The sequence below is a fragment of the Peribacillus sp. Bi96 genome (genome assembly GCF_918698115.1).
GTDB lineage: Bacteria > Bacillota > Bacilli > Bacillales > DSM-1321 > Peribacillus.
In genome coordinates this window covers 119,526-135,167 of record NZ_CAKKLV010000014.1, presented here as the reverse complement: position 1 = coordinate 135,167, position 15,642 = coordinate 119,526, and the positions used below count along the sequence as shown (strand labels likewise).

The window sequence follows — 15,642 nt, the reverse complement described above, 5'->3', positions numbered from 1 at the left end:
AATCTGTTCGGTCCTTCCTTATCTTCTCGAGTAGACAAGTACTATGACCTCTGCTGACTTCTAATGATTCAGCTGTCCATCACTGGACAGGTTACCAAGTGTACTTGGCTGTCATTAGACCTTCCCGGGTAAGAGCGCAATCTTTCCCTCCATCTATCTGCTTCATTTACTCTGTACCACCTTCGGCAGTAAGGACTTCGTTTTGTTTCGCAAACTCATCCAATGGTACCTAGCCTTATATGAAGTTCGTGTTCCTCAGACCGGAGGTTTGCCGCTTGCTTCCTTCAGATTCCACGTCACCGTGGACACCCTTGCATTAAGCTAACCATTACTACTGCCTTCATGGTTCGGGACTCACACCCTATAGATTGCACCCATGCCGGGCGCACGAAAAAGCTGCCTTAAAGACAGCTCTGTTCTTCAGCTAACGCACCCGTTAGTTTAATTTATTTTTATTTTCTAATTCCTCAACTCTCCTTTCCATGTTCTTTATTTTTTTGATTGAGTGAAGGGCGAGCCCTAAAGCTATTCCACCTAAAGTGAATGCTGGAAAAACAAAAAAAGTAAACCATTCCATCTTTTAACACCTCCCTAAAACTACTAAACAATCTTGCCCAATTGTTGAATAAAGGTCAAACAGCACTCTTCAACTATCCTGCCCCTTTAGTTCCATAAGGGGTAAGCACCACATGCCAATCAAGCTAAGGATTTAAAGGCCTCCCTAAACGGGAATTTTGTGTTTTTTATAGTAACTGAGTTCATTTTCATCATTTTTGGGGCAGCCTGTTCTGTTATGTTGATAGGCATGTGGCAGGATGCCAATACGTTCAAAATCTTTCCTTTAACAACCAATTCAATACCCAATCACATGAAATTTCGTGTCCTTATAGACACAATCAATTTCAATACCTGCGATATAGAAAATCTCTTTTGTTTTTGCCGCAGCTCTTGCTTCTACATTTGCTCATGCACAGTTATGGTCTATAACAGACATAATATGAAGAACATCGCTCCACTTGTTCCACTGGTGCATATTCTCCATCTTCGCTATATATACTTTGCATATGGAAAAATCAATCATAAGCAGTCGAACATCGTATAATATACAAATTTAAAGTAGTCTTTTGCCTCAGAAAGATAAATCTCTACTCCGGAACCTTTAGATGCTTTTTGTTTAAGAAATTGCAGTGCAATACTATCATTTTTTAAATCATGAACTGTATTATTGTCAGGTAAATGCAGTAGAACATCGCCGCAGCTTTGCTCAATTATTTTTTTGAGCTTTTCAACATTAGGAATCTGCATAATCTTAATTTTGATCATCATACTAAAACCCTTTCTTTCTTAGATTTTTGTAACAGTATTTCATTCATAACAATCATAAGAATCAATATTGCCAATAGATAAAACGGTAGCAGGGAAATACTGATACGATTTGCAATCAGTCCGAACAGTGGGGGCATTAAACAGGTTCCAACATATGCGGAAGCCATTTGAACACCTATCATAGCCTGTGATTTATCAGCACCAAAATGTTCGGGTGTAGAATGAATAATGCAGGGATAAACCGGAGCACATCCCAGGCCAATCAAAATCAAACCCAAAAGGGAAAATTCTTTTCCAAATGGCAATAGTAACGACAGGATACCAACAAATATAAATCCCTGTCCCAAACGAATCATTTGCATATCATTTAATTTTATAGTCAAAAAACCACTGAATGCTCTGCCTATCGTAATTCCAATAAAAAACAGACTGGCAAAACTGGCAGCGATTTCAGAAGACAGGCCCCCATTCAATACAAGATAACTACTGGCCCATAAACCAGTTGTTTGCTCCAAAGCACAATAGCAGAAGAAAGTTACCATTACTTCTTTCGCTCCCGGCATCTTAATAATTTGCGATAGCGAAAGCGGTTTGTTCTGAGTATTAGCATTCTCTGTTTCAAAATTGCTGACAGCTTTCTTTTTCCAGAGTGGCAGGCTCAACAGTAAAACAATAGTCAAAATAATCTGGATTATAAAGATATAACGATACCCTGTATTCCAACCTTGCCCATTTGTCAAAGTGTACCCCATAATATATGGTCCAAGGGAGGCACCGATTCCCCACATACAGTGAAGCCAGCTCATATGACGGCTTGCATAGTGCAGTGCCACATAGTTATTCAGTGAAGCATCTACACTGCCCGCACCAAGACCATAAGGGATTGCCCATAAACATAGCATTCCAAAAGAGTGGCTGACAGAAAATCCGAAAAGTGCGACAGCTGTCATTAGCACGCTAATAGCCGTAACTTTTCCTGTTCCGAGTTTCTTTGTAAGACGATCACTTAGCAGACTGGAGACTATGGTCCCAACGGCGATAATCATAGAAATCACACCTGCCTCGGAAAAAGAAACGTTAAGTTCTTTGTACATCGTAGGCCATGCTGACCCTAGAATCGAATCCGGTAGCCCTAAACTGATAAATGCCAAATAAATAATTGCTAACAATAAATGAAACATTACTTCCCTCCTTGTTTCATTTAATTTCCTATCAAAAGTATACCGCCACAGATAACTTGATACAACTCAATTACGGACGTATACTATAACAAAAACGACCAATAGGAGACGAACTATGAGTTTACAAAAATGCGGATTAAATTTGAACCGTGCAGGTAAAGAACTTCAGCCACACGGAACTTTTGAATTCCCCTGCGCTGGATATTCTGAACGATATACAGATAAACCAGAAGATTTTATTCCGTGGCATTGGCATGAAGAAATCGAAATTGTATATGTAAAAGATGGAGTATTGAAGCTGCAAATACCGGCAAAATCATTTCACCTAAAGAAGGGTGATTGTATTGTTATAAAGTCCAACATTCCCCATTATGCAATGACTGCTTCCTATTGTGAATTGCAGTCTTTGGTTTTTAACCCAATGCTTATTACAGGAAACAAGGATTCTGTATTTGCAAACAAATTTATGCTACCACTTATATCCTGTACTTCATTTGATGGCTATTTATTTAGGGGAGGCGATAATGAAAAAGCGACAAATAATTTTATTAGTGCTTTTGAAGCGTTGGCTCAAAATATTTCTGGATTTGAATTTATAGTCAGAGAAAAGTTATCCAATTTGTGTTTTTTCCTGTACCAACAATTTGAGAAGGAATTTGCGACAGGAGATATGGAACTTGATCGGGATAATTTCCGTATCAGAAAGATGCTTAATTACATTCACAATAACTTTTCAGAAGATTTAACTTTGGTTGATATTGCAAAAGTAGCTGATATTGGAGAAAGAGAGTGTTTGCGCTGTTTTCAAAGGACAATACAACTCTCTCCCATTCAATATTTATTGAAATATAGAATAATGCAAGGAGCAGATTTTCTTTTAAAAAATCCTGCTAATAGCATTTCGGAGATTTCAAGTTTATGTGGGATCGACAGTCCAAGCAATTTCTCAAAAATGTTCAAACGTTTTTATAACTGTACCCCACGAGAATACAGAAACCTACATATGATTTAGTGAATGCGATTGCCCCATCGCCATTAAGCTAACAAAAAAAATCCACTTTAAAATGAAAACCAAGAAAAAGATTTAGTCGCTTTATGTGTATGGATGAGTCAAAATGTCGCAACGACTTCTTTAACTTAGTTATCTAGCTGTTTAGAGGCATCAACTGAAGTGCTCATCAGCCCTGAGGGATTGAATCAACGATTTAATCAAGTGGCAGTCCAATTTTCACAACACCTATTAGCTGAAATACTAAACCAAAAATTGACCTCATCTATGCCGATTTTTTCTCCATATACTTCTGTTTTCGAGCGTATTCGTATTTTAGATTCAACTGCATTTCAACTTCCAGATCCTTTTTCATTCGTTTATCCAGGTGCAGGAGGATGCAGCCATACAGCGGGAGTAAAGATTCAGCTTGAGTATGATTTATTAAGTGAACAGTTCCTTCATATTCATACAGGTCCAGGTAAACAACATGATCGAACCTACGGTTCCCTGTGTGTCCCAACTGTAACAGCGAATGATTTATGTATCCGATATTTAGGTTATTTTCATTTGAAAAATCTTCAACATATACAAGATAAAAAGGCTTATTTTATCTCACGTATCAAATCGAATACACGTATCTATCAAAAAAATCCTAACCCTGACTATTTTCAAGATGGCAGAATCAAGAAAGGTACAGAGTATATCCAGTTAGATATGGAAGTTGTAATGAACTCTCTTCAACCAGGACAAACATGTGAAATATCCTACGCTTATGTAGGAATGACTGATAAAGTCCCAACTCGTGTGATTGTTCATCGACTAACAAAAGAACAACAACAAAAACGATTACAAGATCAAACTGTAAGAGAAAAAAAGAAAGGAATGAAGTATTCAGCTCGTAGTAAACGACTTAGCGGCATCAATGTATATATGACAAATACCCCTAAAGATATTGTCCCCATGGGGCAAGTACATGATTGGTATTCTTTACGTTGGCAAATCGAGATTTTATTTAAAGCGTGGAAATCATTCTTTCATATTCATCATTGTAAAAAGATAAAACGAGAACGATTGGAATGCCATTTGTATGGGCAACTGATTGCCATTCAACTCTGTTCTTCTACCATGTTTCAAATGCGGCAATTACTTCTTATGAAAAAGAAACGAGAACTGAGTGAATATAAGGCCATATATAAGATTAAAGATTACTTTTTTCTTCTCTTCCAAGCTATACAGAAAGACACCCAAGAGCTATCAAAGATTCTAATTCGCCTGTTCAACCTCCTACAGAAAAACGGACGAAAATCCCATAGGTATGAGAAAAAACAGTCTTTGATATCTTAAGCGTCGTATACAATTTTTCTATGTCTCACAATCATGTAGCGTAATCTAAAAATTTGAAACTTAATAGGGTTTATTTGGTATGCAAATCTTTAAAGGACTTATATTGGATTTTTAGAAAAAAGGAAAAATCTCACACGAAATTAAACTTGCATAAGATTAGCTTGATAGCGATGGGGTAGCACCACATGCCCATCAAGTTACTGTTTTGCTGTACCCCCCAGAACGAAAAAATTCTTTTTGCTATGAATTTTAGAGAAAAGTATCATTTCTTTCGTTAAGGATCACTCTTCTTTTTTGTGTGAAAATTGAGTTAATGACAAAATATAGATATAAACTTAAAATGTTTGTTATAATATAAACTAAATAAAATAATGTTTGGTTTTTTGGTGTTTCGCTCTGTTTTCGAAATGCGTCGTTGGCGAAGTTTAAAGTTAGATAAATTAAATGGGTATACTTTGATGGAAATAGAAGTATTACTGGCCATGCTCCTAAACGTAAAGATGAGTTCAACACTTCATTATGATGATTCTGAATGTTATGAATATCATGGTAGTCATAGACAGATATTTAATCACTTTTAATAAAAAACATACCAAACTATATTTACTGGAGGGAAAGTAATGGCAAAAGCACTTTATATTAGTAGCTTTGGAGAAGGTCATGTGAATCCAACGCTAGGATTAGTAAATGATTTAGTGAAACGTGGGGAACATATCGTCTATTATTCATCCAATGACTTTGAGGAGAAAATTAAAAAAACAGGTGCTGAGTTTCGCCCCGTTGACCAAGGGGCACAGAGAAAACTTCAAGAAAGTAGTAATCTTCTAAACTCCCAGCCGCGAAAATATTTGCTACAATTTCTGAGTGCATTGGAAATGACGACGGATACTATTTTAGATGAAATTTCAAAAGAAACTTATGATTATATTTTATACGATGCACAATCGTTAACAGGAAAATGGATTGCACATCAAAGTAAGTTATTATCTATTGTCACTTGGACCACGTTTGCATTTTTACAAGATCCAAAATCAAACATGGAACTTACAGGGACGAGTGATATGAAACGGAAACAAGAAAGTTTGGCCATGCTACGAGCATTTTTGGGATTGGAAGAAATAGAAAAATGTAAAAAACACTTAGAAAAGAAGTATGAAGTTCCGTTACCTGAAAATTTCTTGCTCTGTTCTGGCTCTGGGGATCTGAATATCGTCTTTACTTCTTCTTATTTTCAAAGAAATAGCTATGATTTCAAGGGTAATTATATTTTTGTCGGCCCTTCAATTATGGATAGTAAGAATCTAGGTGATTTTCCAATTAATACATTAAAAGAAAAGCGTGTTATTTTCATTTCTATGGGGACCATCCTAAACAAACAATTTGATCTTTATCAAAAATGCTTCGCAGCTTTAAAAGATTTGGATGTTAAAGTGGTACTTAATATAGGGCGGAAATTAACAGTAGAACAGCTGGGAAATGTACCAGACAACTTTATTATTCGCAATTATGTTCCTCAATTGGACGTACTTCGTCAAACGGATGTCTTTATAAGCCATTGTGGCATGAATAGTACAAGCGAATCACTTTATTTCGAAGTGCCCTTAGTTATGCTCCCAATGACGAATGATCAACCTATAGTTGCCCAGCGAGTAAAAGAACTTGGAGCAGGAGTTATATTAGATATTCAGCAACTAACAGTTGAAAATCTAAAACAAGCCGTTAGTGAAGTTTTCCAAAATCCGATTTATAAGGAAAATGCGAAAAAAATTAGTCGATCATTCCTTGATGCAGGCGGGTATGTCAAGGCAGCTGATGAAGTTTTCAAATTCACTCGTTCATAAAAGGACCTTATCTGAAGTTCGGCTAATCCTGTCACCAATATAAGTGCCCCTAAGAAAAACATATAATACGGCATTAACTCGGTTTCAGTTATTAGACTATAACTTGATAGAACAATAACAACAATTGCTAAGATAACTCTAACCATTTTCAAAAAATATTTCCCCCTATTAAGTTCTGTACAATTTCTTATTTAATCATACCATTTAACACCTTTTCATTTGTGCGAAAAATGGAATTTCCTTCTTCAACTATCCTGCCCCTTTAGTTCCATAAGAAAAAACTGCCTTAAAGGTAGCTAAAAATCGTCCTTTTCAAATCGAACAGTGGTGTGTTCAGAAAAGGACGATTTTTGGAACAAATAACAACTTATTAATAATATCGTGCTTAATCGATAAAGATCAAATAAACGCCAATCCCTTATAGATATGGGATTGGCGTTTTGGCGTACTTCTTAAAGTTACAAATATGTTAAGTTCATTTTATAAACAACATTTTAAGAAATGTTTTTCAATTCCTCTGTTAATCGTAAGAATTCTACTTTGTTTTTATCCTGTAATGACTGGTCAATCTCTTTTCGGATTTGCTCTTTTCGGAAATTAAGAAGGGCTTTGTTTATCACCATTTCAGCAAATTCAGAATCCTTGACGTTTATTTCAGGTTGTGGTGGTGTATTAGCCAAATTCTTTTCCATAGGAAACCAACTCCTTGACCTTTTTTCTATTATAACAAAATTTTTCAGAATATTGAAATAATAGACCGAGTAGTTCCAATGAAATAATCCGTTTGATCAATGAAAATGAGTCAGTGAAGAATATAAGTGAAAAAACAGGTGTAACGAGAATGACTATCTATAATATAAAGAAAATATAAATTTGTGTAATTGTACAATTGTGTAGTTGTGTTAGAATTAAAATGTACAAATACATTTAAAAAAAGCCTACATCCTTAAAATCAGGATGTTTTAATGTTCTAATTCACTTACTAATTTCAGGAGGATATTGTATGAAACTATGCGCAATTAAGATGATGATCGCCCAGGTGTGTGATTTGGAAGTTGTGCAGAGACCGTATTTTTTTTCTTGTTAAAAGTGGCAGTTTCTACTGTTGCAGTCAGTTCGACTGGTTCAGGCTCCACCTCTTCAGTAGTTGCTTCCGTCCCTATATCCGTAAACATGACGGCTATGATAAATAGGATCAATGATACAAGCATAAGTCCCAACATCATAAGAGCTTTCTTGAATTTCTTCTCCACCAAGAAAACAATCGCCGTCACAAGAAGAGCGCCTGCTCCAAAAAAAAAATAAAAATGCTAATATATCTGCCATTCTCTCTTTTCCCCCTAGATGCTCTATCCAAAACAACTCATTTTACCATCACAGGAAGAGGTTAGAAAGTGATTAACACAAAATACAACCATGGAAAATTATGGGTGAAATCAAACTTTGAGGCTGTTATCCCTTGCTTTGGAACGAAAGGGTCGGTGCGGCTATATTTGTATTGTTGCAAAAATCATTCTCTATAGTTAGTTTACTTATTTGTATTTGTTAACTAAATCTAATATGGCGATTCTATGATATCGGACTTATTAAACTTTTGTTGGTCTGCGAACCTATCCGATCAAGTGGAACTGCAGTTGACATGTGAGCCTAAACCATTGCCAATCATGAAAATCAATCCAGCTATGGTACTTGTCCATATTTTTGTAGAGAAACATAAGTGTTGTAATCCTTTTTGCAGAGAACCCTATAATTGATCGCTTGCAACATACAGTCAAAAAGTTGGTCATGGGTACTATGATTCTTTTATGAGCATGAACTTTTATTGAATCTCTCAATGAAAATGAAACATTAAAAATGGCTGAAACTATTGATATATCGTTGCATTTACCTCAGCTACTCGTAATGGAGGAATGGAAGTAATTGCGGAGGGCGTTTTGGCTCGTTGGTTCAGGGCTCCATATATGGTGCAAGGGTCTGAAGAGCTGGATCAGGTGAGAAAGGTTCTTTTGTCAACTTCACCTGAGGGGTATGTTGAAGCCTGTGCAGCAGTCCGTGATATGGATCAACGGGACTCAGTCAAACAAATTAACGTACCCACATTAGTAATTGTTGGCATCGGGGATTTAGCAACTCCTCCATCTGACGGACAATACCTTGCTGAGCAGATTCAGGGCGCACGCTACGTCGAACTAGAAGGAGCCCACCTGTCCAACATTGAGGCTTCAGGGAATTTACAACGGAATTGGTGGAGTTTTTGAAATAGAGCTAATGCACTGTTTCACTACCCATAATGAATGGAACTTTTTGAAGAAGTAGCGATTGAAAATGTCGCTGCTTTTTTCTAATTCGGTGCTTGTTATCGTCGAGATAATTTTTGTTCCGTCATTTCCACAATGGCGTATTTTACCCTTCTCTACCAATTCCACTTCTTGTACTCTCCCATATATTATTTCTTATTTTTACACTGAATATGGGTTTGTCTTTAAAAGTACCTTGAGCTTGACGTAATTAATAATAGTACTTAAACGTGTAAAGTAGATATAATATACCAATAAACTTTATAAAAAACCTATTATCGATATTCCTATTCCTATTTGTCTATTTTGCAAAAAAATAGCAACTGCTTAATCAACGCAGTTGCTTTTTATCTTGTTTCCGTAATAGAAAAAATTAATTAATATGAAAGATTCCATTTCTATCATTTGCAAAGGAATCCCGCAATGTTGTTTTTAATATTTTCCCCGATGGGTTGCGTGGGAGTTCATGGACAAAGTCTACCGATTTTGGTTTCTTATAGCCGGCTAATTTTCCTTCGCAGTAACTAATGATATCTTCTGTTTTGAGATTAGCCCCTTCTCTTTGTACAACAATGGCTTTAACCGATTCCCCCCACACGGCATCCGGTACACCGATCACCGCAACATCGAGAATCCCAGGATGTGAATAAAGGACTTCCTCAATTTCACGCGGATAAATATTAACACCGCCGCTGATCAGCATGTCTTTCTTTCGGTCTACAATATAGTAAAATCCATCCTCATCCTGCAGCGCCATATCTCCCACTGTAAAAAAACCATGATAAAACGAAGCGGCGTCAGCATCCGGATTGTTATAATAGCCGTCTAAGTTGTACGGTGATTTAAAATACAACTCCCCTACTTCACCGTTCGAAACCAGGTTCTTCTCGTCATCCAAAATTACACATTCCACAAGCGGGAAAGGATGTCCCACTGAACGTTCCTTCCGGCGAATGTCACCCGGTTTAATGTTCAGTGTAATCGCACTTTCAGTCGAACCGTAAAATTCGTTCAAATCGGCATTTTTGAAAAATTCCAGAATATCCATTTTTGTTTGTGTCGGTAGCGGCGAGCCTGCTGAAATCAACACGCGCATAGAGGTGATGTCATGCTTTGTTTTTGTGTCTTCCCTCGTGTTGATCAAGAAATTGAACATCGTTGGTGCAAGGAACGTGTTTGTGATCTTGTATCGCTCAATGTCTTCAAGCACTTGTTCTGCATTAAATGATTCATGAATGACAAGGGTGCCGCCCACGAGCAGCTGCATGACAAGAAAAATCCATGGGGCTGCATGATAAACGGGCCCGGCAACAAGGTGGATATCTGATTCGTCGATCTTGTATTCATAAGCTGCGGCCATTCCTGTCAGTATTCGGGATCGATGGGAAATGACCACTCCTTTTGGCTTTCCGGTCGTACCGGAAGTGTAGCCCAGATAGAAAGTATCTTTCTCATTAACCTCTATGTTCGGTTCCGAATCACAGCCTGAAGCAAGAAAATCGACATACCCTTTTATATTTTCATTGGACGCACCACCCACAACCAGTACGGTGTCTAATTGAGAGTTTTTTGGAAGCAACTCTTGGGCAATCCCTTCATATTCTTTTGAAATAATGAATCCCCGGCTTTCAGAGTTTCTTAGTATATATTCTACTTCAGGTCCAACCAGGCGATAGTTTATCGGTACAATGATGACTCCGATTTTGGACAGCCCGGCCATGATCTCGACATAAGCAGCATGATTCTTTAACATGACAGCTACTTTATCGCCTTTTTGAAAGCCACGTTCCAAGAAAGCGTTTCCAATTTTGTTCGCGCGAATGTTTAACTCTTCATATGTCTTGATTGTATCTTGAAAAATAACAGCCGGCTTATTTTTGTACTTACTTGCATTTTGCTTTATAATTGTACCGAATGTCAGCATACTCTCCATCAGTCCTCACTTAAATAAATATAATTTTAAGAAAATTATATCATTTTAAAACAATCTGGTAAAAAAATATTTTTTTGGTAAAAATTAATTTTACCTCTTATATATTATCGAGCTTCTTATGCCAACCATTAGTTATGACTGAGACCTCTGCTTTAATTTTAAAAAGCCTAATTAATAGGCTTTTTAACTGGATAATTGTCTCTACTTCTTCTTTTGAATATCACTTTCCAATTATTTCAAAATATTTTTAGCTGCTCTACTTTTCTTTGAGTTGTTTTTGTTCCTTATAAATTTTTTTCAACGATGTTACTGGTACAATTTCATTTGCAAAGCCTATCTGTTGGTTTGGGTGTATTTCTATGATAGTTCTAGAAAATTTAATGATTTTATTATATCAAACGAAATCTTTTATTTATTTCTTTGGTTAATAACGATATAAAACTGGGGTCAATTTCTAATTTTTTTGCTTTAAGATAGGTATTAATTAATAATTCATCGCTTAACTTTTGAAGCAATATTATTCCCCCTTTCAACACCTTTTTAGAACTCTCAATTCTTTCCTTGCCACGCACCTTAACATCAAACTCAAGATAATTCGTTTTTAAGTAATCTTCTACTCAATTACGTCGTTGTTTATGTGGTTTAGTACTCTGTTTTCTAGTAACCTTATAAAAATCTATAAGCACCTTCTTAATTTTCTTAAAGGTAATATCCTGTGACTTTTTTAAATAATTTCTACACCAGAACCAACTAAGTCGCCGACTACTTTTACTTTAATTAGTAATGCATTTCCAGGTAAATACGAAAGTGGTATATCTTCTACAGAAACCACCGATATAGTGGCATTATTTGCTCCCGCCTTTATTGCCTCCTCAGTAGCTAACTTTTTAGCATGATGGATAGCATCTTCACGAGAAATTCCTTCTAAACTATAAACCTTTTCAACTTCACCACTAATTTGACCAAGTGCTGCTCCAATTGCATTTGCGGCCTCAAAATGTTTTGGCCTAACGACCTCTGAAACCCCTTTCAAACAATTCGAAACAATAATGCTCCCACCACCTGACAAAATAAGTGGTACTTCTTTTGAGCTCGTTTTCATTTGATCAATTGCATCCTCTAACATATCTGTCATTTTTTTATATACATTATTACAAAGCTCTATTGATAACTGGTCAACCTGCATTACTTTATCCTCAAAAGCATGTCCTAAACGCGTCACAACATCTGAAGTAGTTAATACATCTCCACCAAAAAGAAGTGCTTTTCTGGTAATCTCATAGCCTACACTCTCCGGCCCAATGGTAAAATTTTCGTCTAATCCAAAAATGCGAGTTCCACCGCCCAGCCCAATTGATAAAATATCAGGCATCCTAAAATTAGTATTCACACCACCAATTGTTACAGCTAAAGAAGACTGTCTTGGAAATCCTCTTGTTAATACACCAAGGTCACTTGTTGTTCCTCCAACATCAAGTACAATGGCATCCTTTAATCCTGATAAATGGGCTGAACCTCTAATAGAGTTTGTTGGCCCGCACCCCATGGTCAGAATCGGATAACGAAGGGCATAAGCTGCATTCATTAATGTCCCATCATTTTGACTGAAAAATATTTCCGCTTTAATATCGAGATTACTTAATGCCTTAGAAAATCCATTAATAACAGTTTGACCCGTTGTCATTAAGGCTGCATTTAAAATAGTGGCATTTTCACGTTCTAGTAAACCGATACTACCAATTTCATTAGAAAGTGAAATAGGAATATTTCCAAGCTCTTCCTTTACCCAGATTGCAACATTTTCTTCTTGTTCTTTATTTACAGGCGCAAACACACCCGAAATAGCAATACTTTCTACACTCCCCTTTATTTCTTTACAAAATTTCAACACTTCTTCTCTATTTATCTCAGAAATCAATCGTCCATCGAATTCATAGCCACCAGAAACAATAGTAGAAGCTCCTTCAATTTCTTCTCTTAAATCTTGTGGCCAATCTGTAAACGGAGGGATAGCTGTTGTAGCAGGCTTCCCAATTCGAATAACACCTACTTTATTTAGACGTTTACGCTCAACAATAGCATTCGTACAATGCGTTGTTCCAAGCATGGCATATCCAATATCACTAGGCTCTATTCTGCTTTCTTGTACCACTTTTGCGATGGCTTCAAAGATCCCACTTTCTACATCTTTTGTAGTTGGTACTTTAACCGTATGAATAACTTGTAAACGTTCGTCTAATAAAGCTGCATCTGTATTAGTTCCTCCAACATCTACTCCTAAGCGATACATTATCTTCTCTCCTTCTGTAGAACTTCTACTGGTTGATAGTCAAAATCGTACCCAAAATAACGAGGTCCTGCTGTTTCAATTCCCTTTGGCGATCTCCATTTATCATGGCAAGGAAATGCAACGACTACAACACGTGTACCATATTTCATTCTTTCTGTTGTAATAGGGAAACCCGTTTCAGCATCTAAAACAGCAATCAAATCTGGTGTAGAACATAATAAATGTTCGCCTTCTTTCGCTACTAAATGCTCGTTTTGAAAATAGATGGAAAATGTTTTCCCTTGGTCATTACGACTACCTTCCAACTTTGCACTACCTCTTGTAAAGCCTCCACTAAGCCTCCGTTCAATGTCTGAAATTTTGCCTTCAAACAAAAAATATCCATTTAATTCCTTTAACATTTTATTGATTCCTATTTGTTCTTTCACTTGATTATCTAACAAATATTCACCTATTCGTTCAACCAAAGAAAGTGTATCAGGAATAACCGACGTCTTGACATCCTTTCCAAACAGACTATATTCACAAACGGATGAGCTTCCTCCCATTTCAATCGTGAGAGCACGTGCTAATCGTTCTGTCCACACTCCATCTTGTGGATACAACACGACCGTGTTTCCTTTCTCATCAGCCATTGTAACAGGTGATGGGTCAAACCCGTCCAAATAGAAGGTTACCATTTGTGCTTCGGGAAACGCACGCCCCATCGCATCCGCATCTAACATTGGCAAACCTTTTTTAGCAGCAGCGATAATTGGAAATAAAGAGTTGATCCCCCCTACTTCAATTGGCATTACCACATCGACTTTTCTCCCCAGCACTCTTTCTAACATTTCCAATGGTGCTGTCATTTCATGTTCTGACGGTATTTTTTCAATTGCGACAGTTGGGGCACCCATACCAGATACAGTTACTACCAACTGGTCATCCTCTAATTCATCTAATGAAATTAACTTCACGGGTCCATATTTTCTAATGGCTTCTATCGCCATCAATTTCCCAATATAGGGATCTCCACCGCCGCCTGTTCCTAAAACGGCTGCACCTAATGCGATTTTTTCAACTGTCTGTTCATCTATATATCTCATTGTCCAAACTCCTCATTTTCTTTTTTGTCGATCGTTACTTGTTGAAACGAATCCTTTTGTTTCAATAGTTTTCCTAACACCGTTTGTACAATAAATCCAATTAAAACGCCATCAAGGGCGGAGACGCTTGTAAGGGAAAATAAAGCTAATCCTGACGGCTGTGCAGTTGTCAAATAAGTAATCAGCATTCCAGCAACCCAAGCAATGATCGAACGAGTTACGACTGCCTTTGCCTCTAAATGTAGGTCATAGCGTTGGAACTCTGTTTTGACAAAAAAGTATTCAGCTACATAAATACCACCAATCGGTGCAATTATAATCGCCAAAATATTTAAAAATGAAAGAAATTGATCATAAATACCGAGAACTGCCAGGATTGTTGCAATGATTCCTAAAATAATCGTTAACCATTGTTTCTGAATTTTCGTGAAAACTATCGAAAAACCTAGCGAAGAAGAGTATAAATTCGACGTATTCGTCGTCCATTGTGCGAGCGTTAATACGAGTATTCCTGGAATCGCCAGTCCAAGCGTGATAAAAATTTTCATCATATCATCAGTTCCCATTGCCTTTGACATTAAAATAGCTAGGATAATCATGAAGCTGTTTCCAATAAAAATTCCGAAAAATGTAGCAATGATTGCATCCTTTTTACTTTTTGCCCAACGTGAAATATCCGGCTGCACCGTTGCTCCTACTATGAAAATACTGATAACAAGCGAGATCGCACTGCCAAACGTAAATCCTCCTGCTTTTGGAATACTTACGGGTATCGAATAATTTTTCAGCGTTAAAAATAAGGTGAACAGCATTAATCCTAATAATAGCGGCACAGACCACACGCTTAATTTCTCAATGGCCCGGTACCCAAAAATAGCGGTCGTCATCATCAGTAGACCGCCAATTAAAGAAAGGACTTTAACGTTGATGGATACGTGAAAGGCGTCTTGTAAAACTGTGTGCGCATTGGTAGCAAAAAAGCCCACCTGTACCCCAAACCACCCAAGTAAAGATATTCCGAGGACAATAGAAAACACTTGAGCACCATATTTTCCAAATACATACTTTGTAATCATTGATGTAGAAAGATTGGTGGAAGCTCCGACAATCGCACAAATCGTGCATAAAATGGCAAGAATGAGCGATCCGACACAAACCGATAAAATTGCTTGATTTAACGGCATCCCATTCGCTAATTCCGCCCCTAACATAACCGCAGATAAGTCGACCCCGATAGCGACCAATACCGAAAACATGGAAAACCATGATCTTCGCAATTCCTTTGGTACGGCCTCTCGTGCAAAATCTGAAATAACTTTTTCCTCTTTCATAGACGCAGCCCCCTATTTAT

General features: G+C 37.1%; 14 protein-coding genes and 1 pseudogene. 5 read left to right on the top strand and 10 right to left on the bottom strand.

Features of this window, described 5'->3' with window-relative positions:
* Window positions 1-436 precede the first annotated feature (436 nt).
* The 3 genes from LQ203_RS17490 to LQ203_RS17480 form a co-directional block, all read right to left on the bottom strand.
* A complete protein-coding gene (locus tag LQ203_RS17490; RefSeq protein WP_230159631.1) occupies window positions 437-577 on the bottom strand; it encodes a hypothetical protein in 141 nt (46 codons plus the stop codon).
* Window positions 578-1,077: 500 nt separating this feature from the next.
* Window positions 1,078-1,323: a hypothetical protein gene (locus tag LQ203_RS17485; protein WP_230159630.1), complete on the bottom strand. Its 246-nt coding sequence runs from the start codon at window positions 1,321-1,323 to the stop codon at window positions 1,078-1,080.
* A complete protein-coding gene (locus LQ203_RS17480) occupies window positions 1,323-2,507 on the bottom strand; it encodes an MFS transporter (RefSeq protein ID WP_230159629.1) in 1,185 nt (394 codons plus the stop codon). Before LQ203_RS17480 ends, LQ203_RS17485 begins: the two co-directional genes overlap by 1 nt.
* Before the next feature lie 115 nt (window positions 2,508-2,622).
* Here LQ203_RS17480 and LQ203_RS17475 point away from each other — a divergent pair, with 115 nt between their 5' ends.
* The 3 genes and pseudogenes from LQ203_RS17475 (at window position 2,623) to LQ203_RS17465 (ending at window position 6,683) form a co-directional block, all read left to right on the top strand.
* Window positions 2,623-3,519, top strand: coding sequence for an AraC family transcriptional regulator (locus LQ203_RS17475; RefSeq protein ID WP_230159628.1), 897 nt, complete (start codon window positions 2,623-2,625; stop codon window positions 3,517-3,519).
* 51 nt (window positions 3,520-3,570) lie between these two features.
* Window positions 3,571-4,886 (top strand): annotated as a pseudogene (locus LQ203_RS17470) (IS4 family transposase); the annotation flags it as partial.
* A gap of 576 nt (window positions 4,887-5,462) precedes the next feature.
* Entirely contained in the window at window positions 5,463-6,683 is a 1,221-nt protein-coding gene (locus tag LQ203_RS17465) for a macrolide family glycosyltransferase (protein WP_230159627.1), read from the top strand.
* Between the two features lie 494 nt (window positions 6,684-7,177).
* Here LQ203_RS17465 and LQ203_RS17460 read toward each other — a convergent pair whose 3' ends face one another.
* Complete coding sequence (locus LQ203_RS17460; protein ID WP_230159626.1) at window positions 7,178-7,375, bottom strand: IDEAL domain-containing protein; 198 nt, start codon at window positions 7,373-7,375, stop codon at window positions 7,178-7,180.
* A gap of 83 nt (window positions 7,376-7,458) precedes the next feature.
* On the opposite strand from LQ203_RS17460, the gene LQ203_RS27700 reads away from it, so the two are divergent.
* Window positions 7,459-7,554, top strand: a complete 96-nt coding sequence (locus LQ203_RS27700; RefSeq protein ID WP_356714700.1) for a helix-turn-helix domain-containing protein — start codon at window positions 7,459-7,461, stop codon at window positions 7,552-7,554.
* 148 nt (window positions 7,555-7,702) lie between these two features.
* On the opposite strand, the gene LQ203_RS17455 is transcribed toward LQ203_RS27700, so the two are convergent.
* Window positions 7,703-7,957, bottom strand: a complete 255-nt coding sequence (locus LQ203_RS17455; RefSeq protein WP_230159625.1) for a hypothetical protein — start codon at window positions 7,955-7,957, stop codon at window positions 7,703-7,705.
* A gap of 636 nt (window positions 7,958-8,593) precedes the next feature.
* Here LQ203_RS17455 and LQ203_RS17450 point away from each other — a divergent pair.
* Window positions 8,594-8,941 (top strand): hypothetical protein, encoded by a 348-nt coding sequence (locus tag LQ203_RS17450; RefSeq protein ID WP_230159624.1) that lies wholly within the window; start codon window positions 8,594-8,596, stop codon window positions 8,939-8,941.
* Between the two features lie 412 nt (window positions 8,942-9,353).
* Here LQ203_RS17450 and LQ203_RS17445 read toward each other — a convergent pair whose 3' ends face one another.
* The 5 genes from LQ203_RS17445 to LQ203_RS17425 all read right to left on the bottom strand — a co-directional run bounded on the left by LQ203_RS17445 (window position 9,354) and on the right by LQ203_RS17425 (window position 15,622).
* Window positions 9,354-10,913 carry a long-chain-fatty-acid--CoA ligase gene (locus LQ203_RS17445; RefSeq protein WP_230159623.1) on the bottom strand — a complete coding sequence of 520 codons (1,560 nt, stop codon included), beginning with the start codon at window positions 10,911-10,913 and terminating at the stop codon, window positions 9,354-9,356.
* A gap of 389 nt (window positions 10,914-11,302) precedes the next feature.
* The gene (gene sda, locus LQ203_RS17440) at window positions 11,303-11,428 is read right to left on the bottom strand and encodes a sporulation histidine kinase inhibitor Sda (RefSeq protein ID WP_230159622.1); all 126 of its coding nucleotides are present in this window, start codon (window positions 11,426-11,428) and stop codon (window positions 11,303-11,305) included.
* 209 nt (window positions 11,429-11,637) lie between these two features.
* Complete coding sequence (locus tag LQ203_RS17435; RefSeq protein ID WP_230159621.1) at window positions 11,638-13,203, bottom strand: hydantoinase/oxoprolinase family protein; 1,566 nt, start codon at window positions 13,201-13,203, stop codon at window positions 11,638-11,640.
* The gene (locus tag LQ203_RS17430; RefSeq protein ID WP_230159620.1) at window positions 13,203-14,291 is read right to left on the bottom strand and encodes a DUF917 domain-containing protein; all 1,089 of its coding nucleotides are present in this window, start codon (window positions 14,289-14,291) and stop codon (window positions 13,203-13,205) included. Before LQ203_RS17430 ends, LQ203_RS17435 begins: the two co-directional genes overlap by 1 nt.
* Window positions 14,288-15,622: a cytosine permease gene (locus LQ203_RS17425; RefSeq protein ID WP_230159619.1), complete on the bottom strand. Its 1,335-nt coding sequence runs from the start codon at window positions 15,620-15,622 to the stop codon at window positions 14,288-14,290. The genes LQ203_RS17430 and LQ203_RS17425 overlap by 4 nt, the downstream gene beginning before the upstream one ends.
* Between the last annotated feature and the right edge of the window lie 20 nt (window positions 15,623-15,642).

Coding starts and splice junctions, on each gene's coding strand:
- LQ203_RS17445 (WP_230159623.1), bottom strand. CDS start 10,913: ATGGAGAGTATGCTGACATTCGGTACAATTATAAAGCAAAATGCAAGT.
- LQ203_RS17425 (WP_230159619.1), bottom strand. CDS start 15,622: ATGAAAGAGGAAAAAGTTATTTCAGATTTTGCACGAGAGGCCGTACCA.
- LQ203_RS17450 (WP_230159624.1), top strand. CDS start 8,594: ATGGAAGTAATTGCGGAGGGCGTTTTGGCTCGTTGGTTCAGGGCTCCA.
- LQ203_RS17475 (WP_230159628.1), top strand. CDS start 2,623: ATGAGTTTACAAAAATGCGGATTAAATTTGAACCGTGCAGGTAAAGAA.
- LQ203_RS17490 (WP_230159631.1), bottom strand. CDS start 577: ATGGAATGGTTTACTTTTTTTGTTTTTCCAGCATTCACTTTAGGTGGA.
- LQ203_RS17485 (WP_230159630.1), bottom strand. CDS start 1,323: ATGATCAAAATTAAGATTATGCAGATTCCTAATGTTGAAAAGCTCAAA.
- LQ203_RS17465 (WP_230159627.1), top strand. CDS start 5,463: ATGGCAAAAGCACTTTATATTAGTAGCTTTGGAGAAGGTCATGTGAAT.
- LQ203_RS17430 (WP_230159620.1), bottom strand. CDS start 14,291: ATGAGATATATAGATGAACAGACAGTTGAAAAAATCGCATTAGGTGCA.
- LQ203_RS17460 (WP_230159626.1), bottom strand. CDS start 7,375: ATGGAAAAGAATTTGGCTAATACACCACCACAACCTGAAATAAACGTC.
- LQ203_RS17435 (WP_230159621.1), bottom strand. CDS start 13,203: ATGTATCGCTTAGGAGTAGATGTTGGAGGAACTAATACAGATGCAGCT.
- LQ203_RS17480 (WP_230159629.1), bottom strand. CDS start 2,507: ATGTTTCATTTATTGTTAGCAATTATTTATTTGGCATTTATCAGTTTA.